15 protein-coding genes are annotated in these 14,748 nt (G+C 61.6%); 11 read left to right on the top strand and 4 right to left on the bottom strand.

Going from position 1 to position 14,748, the window contains the following annotated elements; genetic code table 11:
* Positions 1-134: 134 nt before the first annotated feature.
* Positions 135-428 (bottom strand): DUF1330 domain-containing protein, encoded by a 294-nt coding sequence (locus tag AC07XZ_RS26700; RefSeq protein ID WP_085746231.1) that lies wholly within the window; start codon positions 426-428, stop codon positions 135-137.
* A 65-nt stretch (positions 429-493) separates the two neighbouring features.
* Between AC07XZ_RS26700 and ribBA the strand changes: the two genes are divergently transcribed.
* The 5 genes from ribBA (at position 494) to AC07XZ_RS26675 (ending at position 5,723) form a co-directional block, all read left to right on the top strand.
* Positions 494-1,603, top strand: a complete 1,110-nt coding sequence (ribBA, locus tag AC07XZ_RS26695) for a bifunctional 3,4-dihydroxy-2-butanone-4-phosphate synthase/GTP cyclohydrolase II (protein WP_085746230.1) — start codon at positions 494-496, stop codon at positions 1,601-1,603.
* Positions 1,604-1,769: 166 nt separating this feature from the next.
* Positions 1,770-2,795 carry an ABC transporter substrate-binding protein gene (locus tag AC07XZ_RS26690; protein WP_102688319.1) on the top strand — a complete coding sequence of 342 codons (1,026 nt, stop codon included), beginning with the start codon at positions 1,770-1,772 and terminating at the stop codon, positions 2,793-2,795.
* Positions 2,792-3,736 (top strand): ABC transporter permease, encoded by a 945-nt coding sequence (locus AC07XZ_RS26685; RefSeq protein ID WP_173892829.1) that lies wholly within the window; start codon positions 2,792-2,794, stop codon positions 3,734-3,736. Before AC07XZ_RS26690 ends, AC07XZ_RS26685 begins: the two co-directional genes overlap by 4 nt.
* 6 nt (positions 3,737-3,742) lie before the next feature.
* Entirely contained in the window at positions 3,743-4,552 is an 810-nt protein-coding gene (locus tag AC07XZ_RS26680) for an ABC transporter permease (protein WP_007957396.1), read from the top strand.
* 16 nt (positions 4,553-4,568) lie between these two features.
* On the top strand, positions 4,569-5,723 hold the full coding sequence (locus tag AC07XZ_RS26675; RefSeq protein ID WP_102688317.1) for an ABC transporter ATP-binding protein: 1,155 nt from the start codon (positions 4,569-4,571) through the stop codon (positions 5,721-5,723).
* A gap of 212 nt (positions 5,724-5,935) precedes the next feature.
* Here the strand turns inward: AC07XZ_RS26675 and map are convergent, their stop codons facing one another.
* Both map and AC07XZ_RS26665 read right to left on the bottom strand, forming a co-directional pair.
* Entirely contained in the window at positions 5,936-6,727 is a 792-nt protein-coding gene (gene map / locus AC07XZ_RS26670; RefSeq protein ID WP_102688316.1) for a type I methionyl aminopeptidase, read from the bottom strand.
* A complete protein-coding gene (locus AC07XZ_RS26665) occupies positions 6,724-6,984 on the bottom strand; it encodes a ParD-like family protein (RefSeq protein WP_102688315.1) in 261 nt (86 codons plus the stop codon). The genes map and AC07XZ_RS26665 overlap by 4 nt, the downstream gene beginning before the upstream one ends.
* Positions 6,985-7,279: 295 nt before the next feature.
* Between AC07XZ_RS26665 and AC07XZ_RS26660 the strand changes: the two genes are divergently transcribed.
* The 6 genes from AC07XZ_RS26660 (at position 7,280) to yecR (ending at position 13,125) form a co-directional block, all read left to right on the top strand.
* On the top strand, positions 7,280-8,215 hold the full coding sequence (locus AC07XZ_RS26660) for a Ppx/GppA family phosphatase (protein WP_085746226.1): 936 nt from the start codon (positions 7,280-7,282) through the stop codon (positions 8,213-8,215).
* 259 nt (positions 8,216-8,474) lie between these two features.
* Positions 8,475-9,851, top strand: a complete 1,377-nt coding sequence (locus AC07XZ_RS26655; RefSeq protein WP_039766899.1) for a pyridoxal-phosphate dependent enzyme — start codon at positions 8,475-8,477, stop codon at positions 9,849-9,851.
* A complete protein-coding gene (locus AC07XZ_RS26650) occupies positions 9,848-11,026 on the top strand; it encodes a cystathionine gamma-synthase (protein ID WP_085746225.1) in 1,179 nt (392 codons plus the stop codon). Before AC07XZ_RS26655 ends, AC07XZ_RS26650 begins: the two co-directional genes overlap by 4 nt.
* A 696-nt stretch (positions 11,027-11,722) precedes the next feature.
* Positions 11,723-11,977, top strand: a complete 255-nt coding sequence (locus AC07XZ_RS26645) for a hypothetical protein (protein ID WP_158247735.1) — start codon at positions 11,723-11,725, stop codon at positions 11,975-11,977.
* A gap of 464 nt (positions 11,978-12,441) precedes the next feature.
* A complete protein-coding gene (locus AC07XZ_RS26640; protein WP_102688314.1) occupies positions 12,442-12,756 on the top strand; it encodes a hypothetical protein in 315 nt (104 codons plus the stop codon).
* 60 nt (positions 12,757-12,816) lie between these two features.
* A complete protein-coding gene (yecR, locus tag AC07XZ_RS26635; protein ID WP_007950440.1) occupies positions 12,817-13,125 on the top strand; it encodes a YecR family lipoprotein in 309 nt (102 codons plus the stop codon).
* On the opposite strand, the gene AC07XZ_RS26630 is transcribed toward yecR, so the two are convergent.
* Positions 13,097-14,734 (bottom strand): ATP-binding response regulator, encoded by a 1,638-nt coding sequence (locus tag AC07XZ_RS26630; protein ID WP_085746224.1) that lies wholly within the window; start codon positions 14,732-14,734, stop codon positions 13,097-13,099. The two genes, yecR and AC07XZ_RS26630, sit on opposite strands and share 29 nt — an antisense overlap.
* Positions 14,735-14,748: the final 14 nt, after the last annotated feature.

The following is a 14,748-nucleotide window of genomic DNA, read 5'->3' as shown; positions in this document are numbered from 1 at the left end:
TATTCCCTTAGAGCACACCGTGCAAACCCGCAGGCATTAAATTCCGTCCGGCGGACGATCTCCTGATCCAGAAAAAAATCAAAGATCGCGGCCACGTTCGATTCTGTAGTTCCTGCGGGTTTACAAGCAAGACGTTACGGCGCCATCCCTTCAACGATGACAATCTCCGCCCGCGCCCATTCCTCGCGATAGCTCTTCGCTTCCTGATACGCCGCCGAGCGGTAGCACGCCACGGCCTGCTCATAACTGTCGAATTCAATCACCACGCTGCGCTGTGGCGTCGCCCGCCCTTCCATTGCTTCGCTGCGCCCGCCTCTGGCTAAAAACTTCGCGCCGAACTCGGCGAACGCTTTCGGCGCGCGCTGGGTGTATTGGCTGTAGTGATCGGGATCGTTGATGTCCACGTGTGCAATCCAGTACGCCTTCATAGTGACCTCTTGGTTGATTTTGTATTATGGTATACCACGAAATTCATCCACATCGAGAGTCCAGCATGGCCTTCAACAGCATCGAAGAAATCATCGAAGATTATCGCCTCGGCAAAATGGTGTTGCTGGTCGATGACGAAGACCGGGAAAACGAAGGCGACCTGCTGCTGGCCGCCGATCGTTGCACACCCGAGGCGATCAGTTTCATGGCCCGTGAGGCTCGGGGGCTGATCTGCCTGACGTTGACTGACGATCATTGCCAGCGTCTGGGGCTGGAGCAGATGGTGCCGAGCAATGGCAGCGTGTTCAGCACCGCGTTCACGGTTTCCATCGAAGCGGCGGTCGGCGTGACTACCGGCATTTCCGCCGCCGACCGCGCTTGCACGGTGGCCGCTGCGGTGGCGCCGAATGCCCGCGCTGAAGACCTGGTGCAGCCCGGCCATATCTTCCCGCTGCGCGCCAAGGAAGGTGGCGTGTTGACCCGTGCCGGTCACACCGAAGCCGGCTGTGATCTGGCGCGGTTGGCGGGTTTCACGCCCGCCTCGGTGATTGTCGAGGTGATGAACGACGACGGCACCATGGCCCGTCGTCCGGATCTGGAAGTCTTTGCGCACAAGCACGGGATCAAGATCGGCACCATCGCCGACCTGATCCACTATCGCCTGAGCACCGAACACACCATAGAGCGCATCGGCGAACGGGAGTTGCCGACGGTGCATGGCACGTTCCGTCTCATCACCTTCGAAGATCGCATCGAAGGTGGCGTGCACATGGCGATGGTCATGGGTGAATTGCGCCGTGAGGAACCGACGCTGGTGCGCGTGCACGTGATCGATCCGCTGCGGGATCTGGTGGGTGCCGAGTACAGCGGGCCGACGAACTGGACGTTGTGGGCGGCGTTGCAACGGGTCGCGGCCGAAGGGCATGGCGTTGTGGTGGTGCTGGCCAATCATGAGTCGTCCCAGTCGCTGCTGGAGCGCATTCCGCAACTGACTCAGCCGCCTCGACAGTTCAGTCGCTCGCAATCGCGGATCTATTCGGAAGTCGGCACCGGGGCGCAGATTCTGCAGAACCTGGGCGTCGGCAAGCTGCGCCACTTGGGCCCGCCGCTAAAATATGCCGGGTTGACTGGGTACGATCTTGAGGTGGTTGAGAGCATTCCATTCACCGAATGACCCTGTTTGCCAGATAGCCGGTAAGGCAAAGTGCTTGCACAAAGTTTGGAATACCATAATATGATATTCCATAGACCGGACGACCTGAAAAACCGTCCAGCTACTGCTCCCGACAGGCGGGCAACAACGCAAGCCCGCTCAAAAACACAACAATGAGGGCGTAAAAATGGTGTTGAACAAAGCTGCAACCGCGATCTTTTTTGCGGGACTGCTGAGCGTGACCGGTCAGGCCGCGATGGCCGCCGAGAGTGTGAACTTTGTCAGCTGGGGCGGTAGCACCCAGGATGCGCAGAAACAGGCCTGGGCCGATCCGTTCAGCAAGGCCAGCGGCATCACCGTCGTGCAGGACGGCCCGACCGACTACGGCAAACTCAAGGCCATGGTCGAGAGCGGCAACGTGCAATGGGACGTGGTCGACGTCGAAGCCGACTTCGCCCTGCGCGCCGCCGCCGAAGGCCTGCTCGAACCCCTCGATTTCAAACAGATCCAGCGCGACAAGATCGACCCGCGTTTCGTAAGCGACTACGGCGTCGGCTCGTTCTTCTTCTCCTTCGTCCTCGGCTACAACGAGGGCAAGCTCGGCGCCAACAAGCCGCAGGACTGGAGCGCGCTGTTCGACACCAAGACCTTCCCCGGCAAACGCGCCCTCTATAAATGGCCAAGCCCCGGCGTACTTGAACTGGCCCTGCTCGCCGACGGCGTAGCAGCCGACAAGCTCTACCCGCTGGACCTCGATCGCGCCTTCAAGAAACTCGACACCATCAAGAAAGACATCGTCTGGTGGGGCGGCGGCGCGCAGTCGCAGCAACTGCTGGCCTCCGGTGAAGCGAGCATGGGCCAGTTCTGGAATGGCCGGATCCATGCCCTGCAAGAAGACGGCGCACCGGTCGGCGTGAGCTGGAAACAGAATCTGGTCATGGCCGACATTCTGGTGGTGCCAAAGGGTTCGAAAAACAAGGACGCGGCGATGAAGCTCCTGGCCAGCGCCAGCAGTGCCAAGGGCCAGGCGGACTTCTCCAACCTGACCGCCTACGCCCCGGTCAACGTCGACAGCGTGGCGCGTCTGGACTCGACGCTGGCCCCGAACCTGCCGACTGCCTACGCTAAGGATCAGATCACTCTTGATTTCGCGTACTGGGCCAAGAACGGTCCGGCCATCGCGACACGGTGGAACGAATGGCTGGTCAAATGAAAATGGCGGCCACCGCGTCCCGTCCCTCCACTGCCACCGGGAGCGCCCCGAGCGCTGCCGGCCTGGCATCCGGCAAGGCGAGTGCAATGGCGCAAGCCCCGTCCCTCAAGCAACGCTGGCGCGGCGCCGGCAATCTCGCGCCGGCGCTATTGTTTCTCGGTCTGTTCTTTCTCGCACCGCTGATTGGCTTGTTGCTGCGCGGCGTGCTCGAACCGGTGCCGGGCCTTGGTAACTATGAGCAACTGTTCGCCAACTCGGCGTATGCGCGGGTGCTGTTCAACACCTTTTCGGTGGCGGGACTGGTGACCGTGTTCAGCCTGCTGCTGGGCTTCCCGCTGGCCTGGGCAATCACCCTGGTGCCACGGGGCTGGGGCCGTTGGATCCTCAACATCGTGCTGTTGTCGATGTGGACCAGCCTCCTCGCCCGCACCTATTCGTGGCTGGTGCTGTTGCAGGCTTCGGGCGTCATCAATAAAGCCCTGATGGCCATGGGCATCATCGATCAGCCGCTGGAAATGGTGCACAACCTGACCGGCGTGGTGATCGGCATGAGCTACATCATGATCCCGTTCATCGTGCTGCCGTTGCAGGCGACCATGCAGGCCATCGACCCGATGATCCTGCAGGCCGGTTCGATCTGTGGCGCGAGCCCGTGGACCAACTTCTTCCGGGTGTTCCTGCCGCTGTGCCGGCCGGGTCTGGCATCCGGCGGCTTGATGGTGTTCGTGATGTCGCTCGGTTACTACGTCACCCCGGCGCTGCTGGGCGGGGCGCAGAACATGATGCTGCCGGAATTCATCATTCAGCAGGTGCAGTCGTTCCTCAATTGGGGCCTGGCCAGCGCCGGCGCCGCGTTGCTGATCGTCATCACCCTGGTGCTGTTCTACGTCTACCTGAAGCTGCAACCGGAATCCCCGGTTGGCGCCAGTAACGCGAGGTAAGCCGACATGCTCCTGACGCCCAATGCCATGAGTCGCCGGATGCGCTTCGGCCTGTATTTCACCACCGGGCTGATCGGCCTGTTCCTGCTGTTGCCGATCGTGTTCATCGTCCTGCTGTCGTTCGGTTCGTCCCAGTGGCTGGTGTTCCCGCCACCGGGCTGGACGCTGAAATGGTACGTGCAGTTCTTCTCCAACGCCGACTGGATGAGCGCAGCGCTGGCCAGCCTCAAGGTCGCGGTGCTGACCACGATCTGCGCCGTCGCCCTCGGTTTGCCGACGGCCTTTGCGCTGGTGCGCGGACGCTTCCCCGGCCGGGAAATGCTCTACGGCCTGTTCACCCTGCCGATGATCGTGCCGCTGGTGATCATCGCCGTGGCGGTGTACGCGCTGTTCCTCAAGCTCGGCTACACCGGGACGATGTTCGCCTTCGTCGTCAGCCACGTGATCGTCGCGCTGCCGTTCACCATCATCTCGATCATCAATTCGCTGAAGCTGTTCGATCAGTCGATTGAAGATGCGGCGGTGATCTGCGGCGCCTCGCGCCTGCAAGCGGTGTTCAAAGTGACGTTCCCGGCGATTCGTCCGGGCATGGTTGCCGGCGCTCTCTTCGCCTTCCTCGTTTCGTGGGACGAAGTGGTGCTCAGCGTGATGATGGCCAGCCCGACCCTGCAAACCCTTCCCGTGAAAATGTGGACCACCTTGCGCCAGGACCTGACGCCAGTGATCGCCGTCGCTTCGACGCTGCTGATCGGCCTGTCGGTATTGGTCATGGTGATCGCCGCCGCGCTGCGCCGGCGCAACGAAATCAGCGCATGAGCGCCAGGAGTACGACATGAGTGCCGTGATCAAAGACGCATCCCAGCAGAGCGACAAACCCCTGGTCAGCCTGCGCAACCTGAACAAGCACTACGGCGATTTCGCCGCCGTGGACAACATCTCGCTGGACATCAAGGACGGCGAATTCCTCACCTTTCTCGGCTCCAGCGGCTCGGGCAAAAGCACCACGTTGTCGATGCTCGCCGGCTTCGAAACCCCGAGCAGCGGCGAGATCCTGGTCAACGGCCAGTCGCTGGTGAACGTGCCGCCGCACAAGCGCGACATCGGCATGGTGTTCCAGCGTTATTCGCTGTTCCCGCATCTGTCGGTACGCGACAACATCGCGTTCCCGCTGGCGATCCGCAAACTCGCTGCAGCCGAGCGTGACAAACGCGTCGATGCGATGCTGAAACTGGTGCAGCTCGAACAATTTGCCCATCGCCGCCCTTCGCAACTGTCTGGCGGCCAGCAGCAACGAGTCGCCATCGCCCGGGCGCTGGTTTACGAACCGCGCATTCTGCTGATGGACGAACCGCTCGGCGCGCTGGACAAGAAACTGCGTGAAGACTTGCAGGATGAATTGCGCCAGCTGCACCGCCGCCTCGGCATCACCATCGTCTACGTGACCCACGACCAGGAAGAAGCCATGCGCCTGTCCCAGCGCATCGCGATTTTCAGTCACGGCAAGATTGTCGGGCTCGGCAGCGGGTATGACCTTTATCAGAATCCGCCGAATGCGTTTGTGGCGTCGTTTCTCGGTAACTCGAACTTTCTCAAGCTCAAGGCGCAGGGCAATGCGGCGGCGAGTTTTGAGGGGCAGTCGCTGTCGATCCGTCTCACCGCTGGATTGCAGACCGGGCAGGATGTTTTGTTGATGGTGCGTCCGGAGAAGGCGTTGGCGTTGAGTGTGCAGCAGGCGGCGAGTGAGCCATTGGCGGGGGGCTGGAATGAGGTTTCGGCGAAGGTGGTCGAGGTGTTGTTTCTGGGTGAGAGTCAGACTTGCAGTGTGGTCACGTCGGGTGGGACTTCGATGACAGTGAAGGCGTTGTCGGCGGCGGGGATGCCGCTGAAGGCTGGGGATCCGGTTCGGGTGCGGTGGGCGACGGCGGATGCTTGCGTCTATACCGAGTGGGCTGAGAGCGATTTGAACAAAGCGGCGGGGGCTCATTAACACCGAGTCGCCTGCCCGCCCTCACCCCAGCCCTCTCCCGGAGGGAGAGGGAGCCGATTGGGGGATATTGAAGAGATATGCCGACCTGAAGGAGCTGCTTTGAATCCACAATCAACACGGTCTTTCAGGTCGATGTAGTGCGCCAGACAACTCGGTAGGCTCCCTCTCCCTCCGGGAGAGGGCTGGGGTGAGGGCCAGCAGACGACTCGGTCTCACTTGATAGCCGCAAAACCTTCAATTTCGTCAGGCCACGCGGTCAACACTTCGAATCCGTCTTCCGTCACCGCAATCATGTGCTCCCACTGCGCCGACAACGACTGATCCTTGGTCACCACCGTCCAGCCATCCGCCAGACTTTTCACATGCCGCTTGCCAGCATTGAGCATCGGCTCAATGGTGAAAATCATCCCCGCCTTCAGCTTCAAGCCCTGCTCCGGATAACCGTAATGCAGCACCTGCGGTTCATCGTGATAAACCTTGCCGATCCCGTGCCCGCAGTACTCGCGCACCACGCTAAACCCTTCTTTTTCCGCCAGACTTTGAATCGCATGGCCAATATCGCCCAGCGTAGCGCCCGGCCGTACGACGCGGATGCCCGCGCACATCGCGTCGTAAGTGGTCTTGATCAGGTGCCGCGCCTCGGGCGTCGGCTCGCCGACCACGTACATGCGGCTGGTGTCGCCGAACCAGCCGTCCTTGATCACCGCGATGTCGAGATTGACGATATCGCCGTCCTCCAGCACACGCTTCGAAGGAATGCCGTGGCAGACCACTTCGTTGACCGACGCGCAAACAGTTTTCGGGAAGCCGTGATAACCGACGTTGGCCGGAATCGCCTTCTGCACATTGACGATGTAGTCGTTGCACAACTGATCGAGCTGATCGGTGGTGACGCCAGCCTTGACGTGCGGCACCAGCATCGCCAGCACCTCGGCGGCCAGTCTGCCGGCCTCGCGGGACTGGGCGATTTCGGCCTGGGTGTTGATCTTGATCGGGTTTCTCATGCCTTGATCGCCTCTTTGCCCGAGGTGTTCTGCGCAGCATCCGCCAGTGCGCAGACTTGCTGCAGATCCAGACCGCCCGACTGCTCGGCGCGAATCAGCAACCGGCAAATGGCGTGGTGATCAAGGTCGGGATACAGCTCGGCGAGCATGCCGATGCGCATCCAGTGTTCGGCCTGCGCGTTGATCGAGCGGCTGAGTGCGTTGCTGGAGATGCGCAGATTCTCGTGCATGTCCTCTGAAATCTTTACGATGCCCATGGCAATATCCGATACGAAGTGTATATGGATCGTATATTAATCGTGCATCGTCCGGGATTGCAAATTTTGCACGCCCGGTAAATTCCGGGCAAAAAAAAGCTGCCCGGAAGGCAGCCGAATCATGAAAAGCACGCGATGTATTGGGGCAAAGTATGGACAGCCGATAATGACAGTGTCATGACAGCGATGAATTCACTGAACCGCCCCGCCCGCGTCATCAGGTTGTCATCGAACCCACGGCAGAATCCTCGCAAACCGTCCCGCGCCTCCCGACGGATGATTTGCAAGGATCCCCATGAAAGAAGACACCTCGCTGTTTGCCGCCATCGACCTCGGTTCCAATGCCTTTCGCATGATGATCGGCCAGTCGGTGCGCAGCAGAAAGGGCTTCATGATTCAGGAGGTCAAGACCTTGCGCGAACCGGTGCGACTGGCCGAAGGCTTCGACGGTCGGGCACTGGATGAAATGGCGCTGGATCGCGGCTGGCAGGCGCTGGCGCGGTTCGGCAAGAAGCTACGCGGTTTCGAGCCCGGTCGTGTGCGTGCGGTGGCCACCAGCGCGGTGCGCGAGGCGGACAATGCGCAGCTGTTTCTGGCCAGCGCGGAACGGCATCTGGGGTTTCGCATCGATGTGATTTCCGGCCATGAAGAAGCGCGTCTGGTGTACGCCGGTGTGGCCCACACTCTGCCGGTCGCCGATGACATGCGTCTGGTGGTCGACATTGGCGGCGGCTCCACCGAACTGATTCTCGGCCAGGGCGCGCAACCGCTGCTGACCGAAAGCATCGCCCTCGGCAGCGGCACCTTGAGCACCCGTTACTTTCGCAGCGGTGAGATTTCCCCCGGTGCGCTGCAAGAAGCCGAACGGGTGGCCATCCTGCAATTCGAAAAAGTCGCCCGTCGCTATCGCGCCCAGGGCTGGCAGCAGACGATCGGCTCTTCGGGCACCGCACGGATGCTCGCCAAAGTGCTCAAGGCCAATCGCCTGAACGATCATGGCGAGAGCGGCATCACCTACGGCGGCCTGTTGCGGTTGTCGTTGCGCCTGCTGGAAGTCAGCAATGTTCAACAGCTGAAACTGGCCGGCCTGCAACCCCACCGCCAGAGCATTTTGCCCGGCGGCCTGGTGGTCATGCTGGCAGCGTTCAAAGTGTTCGGGATCTCGCAAATGGTGCCGTCCGAACCCGGCTTGCGGCTGGGTGTGCTGCACGGTCTGATGAGCAACCACTGAGCGGTTTTCGCTGCAGGATTTTCACTGCCGGATCAAGCGCTTCGTGACGCCGAAGGCGCCCTTTCAATACTCGATGACGCCTGCGTATAAACCTCTGCAAATCACTTCCTTCCCCTCTCCGATTTCGTTCTATCGTTAGATCGAAATGGCTTTATTTCCGGCCGTTTAAAGGTTGCGACAGCTCAGGTCAGAGCCTATGTTGCACGCGAGCTTTTTCCCCGCGAATGGAACGCGATCAACACCACAAAGAGGTGAAGAGATGTCAAAGGATTCACGCCCTGCCGTACTTGGGCTGATCGGCAATACGCCGCTGGTACAAGTCACCCGCTTCGATACCGGTCCCTGCACCCTGTTTCTCAAACTCGAATCACAGAACCCCGGCGGTTCGATCAAGGACCGCATCGGTCTGGCCATGATCGACGCCGCTGAACGCGATGGTCGACTGCAACCGGGCGGTACGATCGTCGAGGCCACCGCCGGCAACACCGGTCTGGGCCTGGCCCTGGTCGGCCGCGCCAAGGGCTACCGCGTCGTGCTGGTGGTGCCGGACAAAATGTCCACCGAAAAAGTCCTGCACCTCAAGGCCATGGGCGCCGAAGTGCACATCACCCGCTCCGATGTCGGCAAGGGTCATCCCGAGTACTACCAGGATGTCGCCGCGCGTCTGGCCAAGGACATTCCCGGCGCGTTCTTCGCCGACCAGTTCAACAACCCGGCCAACCCGCTGGCCCACGAGTGCAGCACCGGGCCGGAAATCTGGGCCCAGACCGAGCATGACCTGGACGCGATCGTGGTCGGCGTCGGCTCGGCCGGCACGCTGACCGGCCTGACCCGTTTCTTCAAACGCGTGCAACCGGACCTTGAAATGGTCCTGGCCGACCCGGTCGGTTCGGTGATGGCTGAATACAGCCGCAGCAAGCACTTGGGCACCGCCGGATCCTGGGCGGTGGAAGGCATCGGCGAAGACTTCATTCCGTCGATCACCGACCTGTCGAGCGTGCGCAGCGCCTACTCGATCAGCGACGAAGAGAGCTTCGATCACGCCCGTCAGTTGCTGAAAGCCGAAGGCATTCTGGGTGGCTCGTCCACCGGCACCCTGCTGGCCGCCGCGCTGCGTTATTGCCGCGAACAGACCGAGCCGAAACGCGTGGTCAGCTTCGTCTGCGACACCGGCACCCGTTACCTGTCGAAGGTCTACAACGACCAGTGGATGACCGATCAGGGCCTGCTGCAGCGCAAACGCTACGGCGACCTGCGCGACCTGATTGCCCGACGTTTCGAAGACGGCAAAGTCGTCAGCGTCGGACCGGACGATACGCTGATGACCGCCTTCCAGCGCATGCGCCTGGCAGATGTTTCGCAACTGCCGGTGCTGGTGGATGGCAAGCAACTGGTCGGCGTGATCGACGAGTCGGACATTCTGGTGCGGGTACACGAAGACGCCTCGCTCTTCAGCAAACCCGTCGCCAGCGCGATGACCGACAAGTTGCAAACCCTCGCCCCCGGCGCCACGCTGGCTGAACTGGAAGCCGTGCTCAGCAGCGGCCTGGTGGCCATCATCGCCGACGCGTCAGGCTTCCACGGCCTGATCACCCGCGTCGACATGCTCAATCAATTACGGAGATCCCTGGCATGAGCCAGCACGACAAGAACGCCCGTCAACAGGGCTTCGCCACCCGCGTGATCCACGCCGGGCAAACGCCGGACCCGACCACCGGCGCACTGATGCCGCCGATCTACGCCAACTCCACGTACCTGCAAGACAGCCCTGGCGTGCACAAGGGTTTCGACTACGGCCGCTCGCACAACCCGACGCGTTTTGCCCTGGAGCGTTGCGTGGCGGATCTGGAGGGCGGCACCCAGGCGTTCGCCTTCGCGTCCGGGCTGGCAACCATTTCCACCGTGCTCGAGCTGATCGACGCCGGGTCACACATCGTCTCCGGCAATGACCTTTATGGCGGCACTTTCCGCCTGTTCGACAAGGTACGCCAGCGCAGTGCCGGGCATCGGTTCAGCTACGTCGATCTGGCCGACCTGTCGGCGTTCGAAGCATCGTTGCAGGACGACACACGTATGGTCATGGTGGAAACGCCGACCAACCCGTTGCTGAGCCTATCCGACCTCACCGCCATCGCGCGCATCTGCAAGGCCCGCGGAATCATCTGCGTGGCCGACAACACCTTCGCCAGCCCGTGGATCCAGCGGCCGCTGGAACTGGGTTTCGACATCGTGCTGCACTCGACCACCAAATACCTGAACGGTCACTCCGACGTGATCGGCGGGATCGCGGTGGTCGGTGACAATCCTGCGCTGGCCGAGCGTCTGGGCTTCCTGCAGAACGCCGTCGGCGCCATCTCCGGCCCGTTCGACGCGTTCCTCACCCTGCGCGGCGTGAAGACTTTGGCGTTGCGTATGGAGCGTCATTGCAGCAACGCGCTGGAGCTGGCGCGCTGGCTGGAGCAGCAGCCGCAGGTCAAACGCGTCTACTACCCGGGTCTGGAATCGCACCCGCAGCACGAACTGGCCAAGCGTCAGATGCGTGGTTTCGGCGGGATGATTTCCCTGGATCTGAACAGTGATCTGGCAGGCGCTCGGCGCTTCCTGGAGAACGTGCAGATCTTCGCCCTGGCCGAAAGCCTTGGCGGTGTGGAAAGCCTGATCGAGCACCCGGCGATCATGACTCACGCGACCATTCCGGCCGAAACCCGTGCCAAGCTTGGCATCGGTGACAGCCTGGTGCGTCTGTCGGTGGGCGTCGAGGACATCGAAGACCTGCGTGCGGATCTGGCGCAGGCGCTGGCCAGTATCTAACGCCCGAAAACGTCAAAGCCCGCACAAGGCGGGCTTTGGTGTTTGAGTAGGCGGCCAGTGCTGGTCTCTGGCTTACGAGGTTTCTCAGGACTCCCACAGTACAGGCAATGTGCTCTGCTGCTTCACACGGCATAAGGGCTGGAACCCAGCGCGGGGTTCTTTCTAACCGTGTACCCTTCGGAACGCGCCCAACGCTTCCTCGCTATCCGCTTGCGCATCAGTCTGCGTCTTCGCCTACATCCTTGAGCCTAGCAAACACGCTACATTGCGCTACGCGGTTTTTAGACTGATTGTTTTCTAGCGCAGGCCTTCAAGGAAGCGAACCGACTATCGCCTTCACGACCCTTCAGCCTGCCTTCCGCCGAGGGCGAACTATACTTTTCAGTTCGCTGTCCAGATTTCCTGTAAACCGTCGACACCCGTGCACCTTCCGGTGCCCCCGTGCCACTCACCAATCTGGTTGACCCCGGGCCGACGAGCCTTCCGTCAATGAACGAATGACGGGTAACGCTCGGTTGCTGTGTGGCTGATGGGGCGTGGAGAAAATCATGAAGCACACGCTTTGGCCGGGCCTCGTCCTGGCAGTTGCGGCAACGGTGGCAATGCCCAATGTCTGGGCAGCGCAGGCGCAGGCATTGGCGTCGGATGGGGCGGATCATGTGGGTGCGGGGGCTGTAGCTTCTGACGGCGCCGATCATGTTGGCGCTGGTGCAGTCGCATCTGATGGCGCAGATCATGTCGGTGCTGGCGCCGTTGCTTCAGACGGCTCCGATCATGTCGGCGCAGGCGCTGTCGCCTCTGATGGCGCGGATCACGTCGGCGCCGGAGCAGTTGCCTCTGACGGCTCAGACCATGTCGGCGCAGGGGCCGTTGCTTCTGACGGTTCCGATCATGTCGGTGCTGGCGCTGTCGCCTCTGATGGCGCGGATCACGTTGGCGCTGGAGCTGTAGCTTCTGACGGTTCCGATCACGTTGGTGCTGGGGCCGTTGCCTCCGACGGTTCCGATCATGTTGGCGCTGGAGCGGTCGCCTCTGACGGTTCCGACCATGTCGGCGCCGGCGCAGTAGCTTCTGACGGCTCCGACCACGTCGGCGCCGGCGCCCTCGCCGCCGATGGCGCAGACAAGGTTGGTGCCAACCGGCTCGCCTACTCGCGCGCTGGCGTCGGTTCGGACCAGGTCGCTTCCGCCCTCATGAGCGGCAGCTATTCGGACCAGTTCAACAGCCCTCAATAACCGCTATCGGCGCAGCCAGCCCACCGCTGGCTGCGCCGCACTAGCACATTTGTGCTAATCGACCACCCCGATCCCTGGCGTTATATTCCCTCGCAACCCCCGACGCTCCCCAACATTGCCGCTGTGCAGTGCGCGGGATCGTTGTGCCTGGAAAAACAACAACACCAAGGAAGAAACACCATGAAACTGCACCTCAGCCTCGCCAAAATCACGATTCTCGGTGCCCTGCTTCTCGGCGCCAGCGGTTGCCAGACCGTAAAACCTACCGAAGACAGCATGAAAGAACGTGCGCAGACGGTCATTGGCCAACCCGTCACCAAGATCGGCAACGTCCGCAACGACAGCACGCTGACCTATTACACCGCCTACACCGCCGCCGGCGAATACAACTGCGAGTTGCCCAGCGGCGCGATCATCGCGGTGGCCAGCATGGGCATCATGACGCCTCCGCTGTCTTGCCTGCCCAAAGGCGCGTCGCCGATTCCGTACCAATAATCCGGTGCAGAAAAACCGTTCAAATGCCTCTTCTCATCCGGTAAAGGATTGCGCTCGATCATGAAAACACTCATCGCCACCCTCAGCCTCGCGGCCGTCGTTCTCACCGGCTGCGCCACCCCCAAGCAATGGGAAGCCACCGGCGGCAGCAAGACCGACGGCGTTGTCCAGGTCTCCTATGAACTGGGCCAGTTCGAGAGCGGGCAAACTTCCGCCGCTCAAGGGTTGGCCACGGCTGAAGGCCGTTGCAAGGTCTGGGGCTACAAGAGCGCCGAAGTATCGGGCTCGGAGAAAAACATCTGCCGCACCATGGGTCAGTACAACTGCCTGCAAACCACCATCACGCAGGACTATCTGTGTAAGCGCTGACCGCTTCGGTCTGCCGGTCGCGCAGCGCACGCAGGGTCGCGCGCAGCTCGGCCGGGCGTACCGGCTTGGACAGAATGGCGATCTGTCGGTCATGCAGGGCCGCCTGGATTTTTTCGATGTCATGCCCGGTGATGATCATGGCCGGGACCGCATAACCGCGCTGACGGCGAACCTCGTCGATGCACTCGATACCGGTGCTGTGGGAGCCGAGGTCATAGTCGGCAACGATGATGTCGCAGTCCGTGACCAGGCCCTGCCCGCTCAGCTCAGCCTGCACAACGCAGCCCCAGCGCTCGAGCAACGCCGAAGTCGCCAGCAGAACGTTGCGATCATCTTCCACCAGACACACCTTCAACCCCGTCAGCAAACCGATTTGCCGAACCTCTTCACGATTGACCGGCACCTGCGGCGGCGCCAGCGGCAGTCCATGCAAGGTCACCGCCGTGCCATGCCCCAGCCGTGAGCGGATCGCGACATCAACACCGATCAACTGCCCCAGACGCCGGACAATCGACAGCCCCAGACCCACGCCTTCGACGTCCTTGTCGCGCAACTGGCGAACCCGATAAAACTCCTCGAACACCTTGGGCAAATGCTCTTCGGCGATGCCGTTACCGCGGTCATAGATCGCGATGGCCAACCCTGCGCCGCGCTTGCGCACACCGATCAGCACCGGCCGGTGCGCACCGTATTTGAAGCAGTTGGAGAGCACGTTCTGCACCATCGTCGCGAGCAACGCCGGATCGGTGCGCACCCAGTGTTCGCAAGGCCGCAAGCGCAGTTCGACACCCGCCCAGCGTGCTGCTTCGGCGTTCTGGCGGATCAGATCCGCCAGCCATTCACCCAGCTCAAGCGTCTGCAACCGGGGCAGAATCCGCCCGTTGTCGAGGGTGTAGAGATCGAGAATCGAACGAAACAACTGCGACACGTTGAGCAGCGAGCGGTCGATGCTGTCCACCAGCCGCCGTTCCTCTTCGCCCAGCCGCGACTCGCGCAGGCACGCGGTAAACAACCCGATGGAGTGGATCGGCTGACGCAGGTCATGGCTGGCCTGGGCCAGAAAACGCGACTTCTCAAGGTTGGCGGCAACCGCTTCTTCCGATGCCTTGCGCGTGCGTTCCAGCAGCAAGTGCGCATACACCGGAATCACCGTGCTGGTGATCATCAGCATCAACACCATGAACGGTTGCGCCTGCCAGTACGGCGTCAACCGATAGACCGCCAGCAGCGCCAGCAATGCCAACACCGTGGCGATCGCCAGGTAGCGCGAGCCGTAGCGCATGCCGTTACCGAGATTGACCCAGACCATGACGGCATAAATGGGCAACGCCGCCTCGCCGCCGACCACCAGCCCGAAACTGGTGCCGGTGTAATCGTGAAGCATGCCGAAAATCCGCCGCGCCGGATAATGTCCCGGCCAGCGCACGATGGCCTGGCGCAGCACGACGGAGGCCAGCAAAAACAGGGAAATGTAAGTGACCACCGGCAGATAGGTATCGAAGCGCTGGCCCGGCAGGAAACCGAGCACGGCCATGTAAACCAGCGCGATGCTGGCGATGATGATGCGCAGATTGGCCTGGTCAAGCTCGGTGTTCTTTTCGAACTTCATGGGGAAACGTCCTT

This window comes from Pseudomonas sp. GW458-11-26-14-LB4 (assembly GCF_059423925.1).
Note: the sequence above shows the minus strand (reverse complement) of the source record. Positions and strands in the feature narration are given on the sequence as shown.